We start from the raw sequence: 3,833 nt of genomic DNA, 5'->3' as shown, positions 1-3,833 counted from the left end.
CTCGAGTCCGCGGTGCTGGAACGGCACGGCATCGAGCCCGAGGCCCTGGTGGCGGAGTACGGGCCGGAGGTGCCGCTTCCGCCGTCCGCGCTGGAGATCGAGGAGTACGAGGCGGCCCGCGAGCGCGGTGAGGACGTCACCCCACCCCCGCCGATGCCGTATCTGCGTGCCGAGCAGGAGCGTCGACTCAAGCTGGCCCAGAAAGATCTCGCGACCCTGGGCAAGGTCAATCCGCTGGCGCTGGAGGAGTTCGCCGCCCTCGAGGAGAGATACGCGTTCCTGTCCACCCAGCTCGACGACGTCAAGAAGGCCCGCGCCGACCTCGAGGGGGTGATCGACGACGTGGACGAGAGGATCGAGCAGATCTTCACCGAGGCATGGGTGGACGTCGAGCGCGAGTTCCGCGACGTGTTCTCCGTGCTGTTCCCCGGCGGTGAGGGCCGGTTGATCCTCACCGACCCCACGGACATGCTGGCCACGGGGATCGAGGTCGAGGCCCGGCCGCCGGGAAAGAAGGTCAAGCGCCTGTCGTTGCTGTCCGGTGGCGAGAAATCGCTGACGGCCGTGGCGATGCTGGTGGCGATCTTCAAGGCCAGGCCCAGCCCGTTCTATGTGATGGACGAGGTCGAGGCCGCACTCGACGACACCAACCTGCGCCGCCTCATCGGACTGTTCGAACAACTCCGTGAGACCAGCCAGCTCATCGTGATCACCCACCAGAAGCCCACGATGGACGTCGCCGACGTCCTCTACGGGGTGTCGATGCAGGGCGACGGCATCTCCAAGGTGATCTCCCAGCGCATGCGGTGATCGCGTGCCACCACAGTGCTGATCAGGCACCATGGGGCCATGACTGATCGAGAACTGCACATGGACGCGAGCCTGGCGCGGTCGGCCCGGATCCTGTGTCTGGTCTCCACCGGGGTCATCGCCGCACGGTCGGGGCTCGACCAGCAGAAGATCCGGGACTACGAACGCGGGGTGGGCGACCTCGACGACGCGGAAGTGCAGTCACTCTCCGACGCCCTCACGTATTACGGCGCCCGGTTCATCCCAGAGGACGAGAACGGGGGTGTGGGCGTGCGGCGCAAGTTCACCCGGACGAAGGTCAAGATGATCGACCGGTGGGAGAGCGAGGGCGGCCCGGTCAGGGAGGACGACGTCTAGAGACCGGCGGTCGAGATGGTCGGCGACACTCTCGTCACTCCCTCCGACGGCTCGCAGGCCGCGACCTCGCCGTGCCCGTCACCGCCCCGCTCCGCTTGGGACTGACCCCGGTCACGAGCGCCTGAACACCGCGCGGAGGCGCTCCCGGTTGACCATGCCGATCGCTCGCAGCGGGATCCCCGCCGGGCACACCCTCGAGCACTCGCCGTAGAGGGAGCAGGAGCCGAACTCCTGATCCGCAGCGCGGACCATCTCGCGTGCCCGGGAACCGCGTTCGCGGCTCGCCACCGGCATCAGGGCCAGATGCCCCAGCTTCGCACCCAGGAAGAGATTGGCCGATCCGTTGGGGCAGGCCGCCACGCACGCACCGCAGCCGATGCAGGCCGCCAGATCCAGTGCCGTCTCCGCGTCGTCGTGTCCCTGCGCGGTGAGGTCGGCGTCGGGGGCCGTCCCCGCGGGCAGCGACACATGGGCCCCGGCCTCGGCGATCCCGTCCAGCGCGGAGCGGTCCACCACCAGGTCCCGGATCACGGGGAACACCGCCGCGCGCATCGGTTCGATGCGCAGGGTGTCACCGTCGGAGTAGGCGTCGAGGCGCTGGTGGCACGAGGGGGTGTTCTCGGCCGGGCCGTGCGGGCGCCCGTCGACGGTCACCCCGCACGCACCGCAGATCCCCTCCCGGCAGTCGGAATCGAAGGCCACCGGATCCACCCCGTCGCCGACCAGTCGCTCGTTGAGCGAGTCGAGCAGCTCGAGCAGGCTCATCTCCGGTTCGGCGTCCGGAACGTGGTACTCCACGTAGCCGCCGGTGTCCTCGGGGCCGGCCTGCCTCCACACGCGCAATGTGAGTCTCACGGGGTGGTTCTCGCAGTCGTTCGTCGTGTGGTTCTCATCGGTAGTCCCTCGTGGTGAGCTCGACCGCGGAGAAGTCGAGCGGTTCGGCATGGCGGGTGAAGGAACGTGGGCCGCCCCGGTCGTCGCCGGCGGATCCCCACGCCGAGGCGAAGCGCCAGAGGTCGTCACGGCGCAGCGCCTCGCCGCCCGGGGACTGGTGTTCGTCGCGGAAGTGGGCGCCGCAGGACTCGTCGCGGTCCAGGGCGTCGATGCACATCAGTTCGGCCAGCTCGAGGTAGTCGGCCGTCCGGCCGGCCAGTTCGAGCACCTGGTTGAGGTGCTCACCTGTTCCGGTCACGCGGAGGTCGGACCAGAACCGGGCCCGGAGGTCGCGGATGCGCTCGATCGCGGTGGTGAGCCCCTCGGCGCTGCGGGTGACCCCGCAGCCCGCGTAGAGGATCTCGCCCAGTGCGCGGTGGAAGTGTGCGGGCCCGGTGGTTCCGCCCACCGCGAGGAGCGCCTCGACGCGCGCCCGGGCGCGGCCCACGGCGGTGGTGACCACCTCGTCGTCGTCGTCCGGTGGATCGTCCCCGAGGCGCGCGGCCAGGTGGGCCGGCACCGAGTACGGGAGGGTGAACCAGCCGTCCACGCTGGCGCTGAGCAGCGAGTTGGCGCCGAGCCGGTTGGCGCCGTGGTACGCCCAGCCGCATTCGCCGCCGACGAACAGTCCGGGGATCGAGGTCTGGAGGTCGTAGTCGCTCCAGAGCCCGCCCATGGTGAAGTGACAGGTGGGCGCGATGCGCATCGGGACGGCGTACGGGTCCTCGCCGGTGGCGTGGGAGTACATCTCGAACAGGTTGCCGTACCGTTCGGCGATCTGCTGCCGGCCGTCGCGGGCGAGGGAGTCCCGGAAGTCCAGGTACACCGAGTTCCGGCGGGGCCCCACCCCGCGGCCGTCGCGGATCTCCGCCGTGATCGCCCGTGAGGCCACGTCGCGGGGGACCAGGTTGCCGTAGGCCGGGTAGCGGCGTTCGAGGAAGAAGTCCCGGTCGGAATCGGGGATGTCGCCTGGTGATCGGTCGTCGCCCGGGTGCAGCGGCACCCAGATGCGGCCGTCGTTGCGCAGCGACTCGCTCATGAGGATGGTCTTGGCCTGCCAGGTCGAGTCCTTGGGCAGGGCGGTGGGGTGGAACTGCACGAACGACGGTGAGGCGAACAACGCCCCCCGCTGGTGGGCCCGCCACACGGCCGAGGCGTTGGAGTTCACCGCGAGCGTGGAGTCGTGGAAGACGTTCCCGTAGCCGCCCGTCGCCAGGACCACCGCGTGGGCGGTCTCGGCGCGGAGGTGTCCGGTGACGAGGTCGCGGACCACGACCCCGTGACATCCGGCGTCGTCGACGATCAGATCGAGCATCTCGTGGCGGGTGTGCAACCGCACCGTTCCCGCCCGGATCTGCCGCTGGAGGGCCTGGGTGCCGGCGATCTGGAGCTGCTGACCGGTCTGCCCGCGTGAGTAGTAGGTGCGTGAGACCTGCACTCCGCCGAACGACCGCGTGGACAGCACGCCCCCGTATTCCCTGGCGAACGGCGTGCCGATCCCCGAGAAGTGGTCGATGACGCGAACCGACTCCTCACCGAGCCTGAACGCCTCGGCCTCCCTGCCCCGGAAGTCGCCACCCTTGACCGTGTCGGCGACGAAGCGGTGCAGGGAGTCGCCGTCGACCCGCCTCGCGCGGGCGGCGTTGATCCCGCCCTGGGCCGCCACGGAGTGCGCGCGCCGCGGCGCGTCGTGGTAGGTCAGCGCGGTGACCCGGTACCCCAGCTCGCCGAGC

Annotated in this window: 4 protein-coding genes; 2 read left to right on the top strand and 2 right to left on the bottom strand. The window is 70.2% G+C overall.

Annotated elements, in window-relative coordinates:
- Positions 1-810: AAA family ATPase (locus G6028_RS03205; protein WP_182658028.1), on the top strand; the 810-nt coding region annotated here is incomplete at its 5' end.
- Between the two features lie 39 nt (positions 811-849).
- Complete coding sequence (locus G6028_RS03200) at positions 850-1,167, top strand: hypothetical protein (protein WP_031264898.1); 318 nt, start codon at positions 850-852, stop codon at positions 1,165-1,167.
- Between the two features lie 111 nt (positions 1,168-1,278).
- Here G6028_RS03200 and G6028_RS03195 read toward each other — a convergent pair whose 3' ends face one another.
- Positions 1,279-2,022 (bottom strand): succinate dehydrogenase/fumarate reductase iron-sulfur subunit, encoded by a 744-nt coding sequence (locus tag G6028_RS03195; RefSeq protein ID WP_182658027.1) that lies wholly within the window; start codon positions 2,020-2,022, stop codon positions 1,279-1,281.
- A gap of 34 nt (positions 2,023-2,056) precedes the next feature.
- Positions 2,057-3,833: fumarate reductase/succinate dehydrogenase flavoprotein subunit (locus G6028_RS03190; protein WP_182658026.1), on the bottom strand; the 1,777-nt coding region annotated here is incomplete at its 5' end.

It is taken from the genome of Dietzia cercidiphylli (assembly GCF_014145145.1).
Taxonomy (GTDB): Bacteria; Actinomycetota; Actinomycetes; order Mycobacteriales; family Mycobacteriaceae; genus Dietzia; species Dietzia natronolimnaea.
Note: the sequence above shows the minus strand (reverse complement) of the source record. Positions and strands in the feature narration are given on the sequence as shown.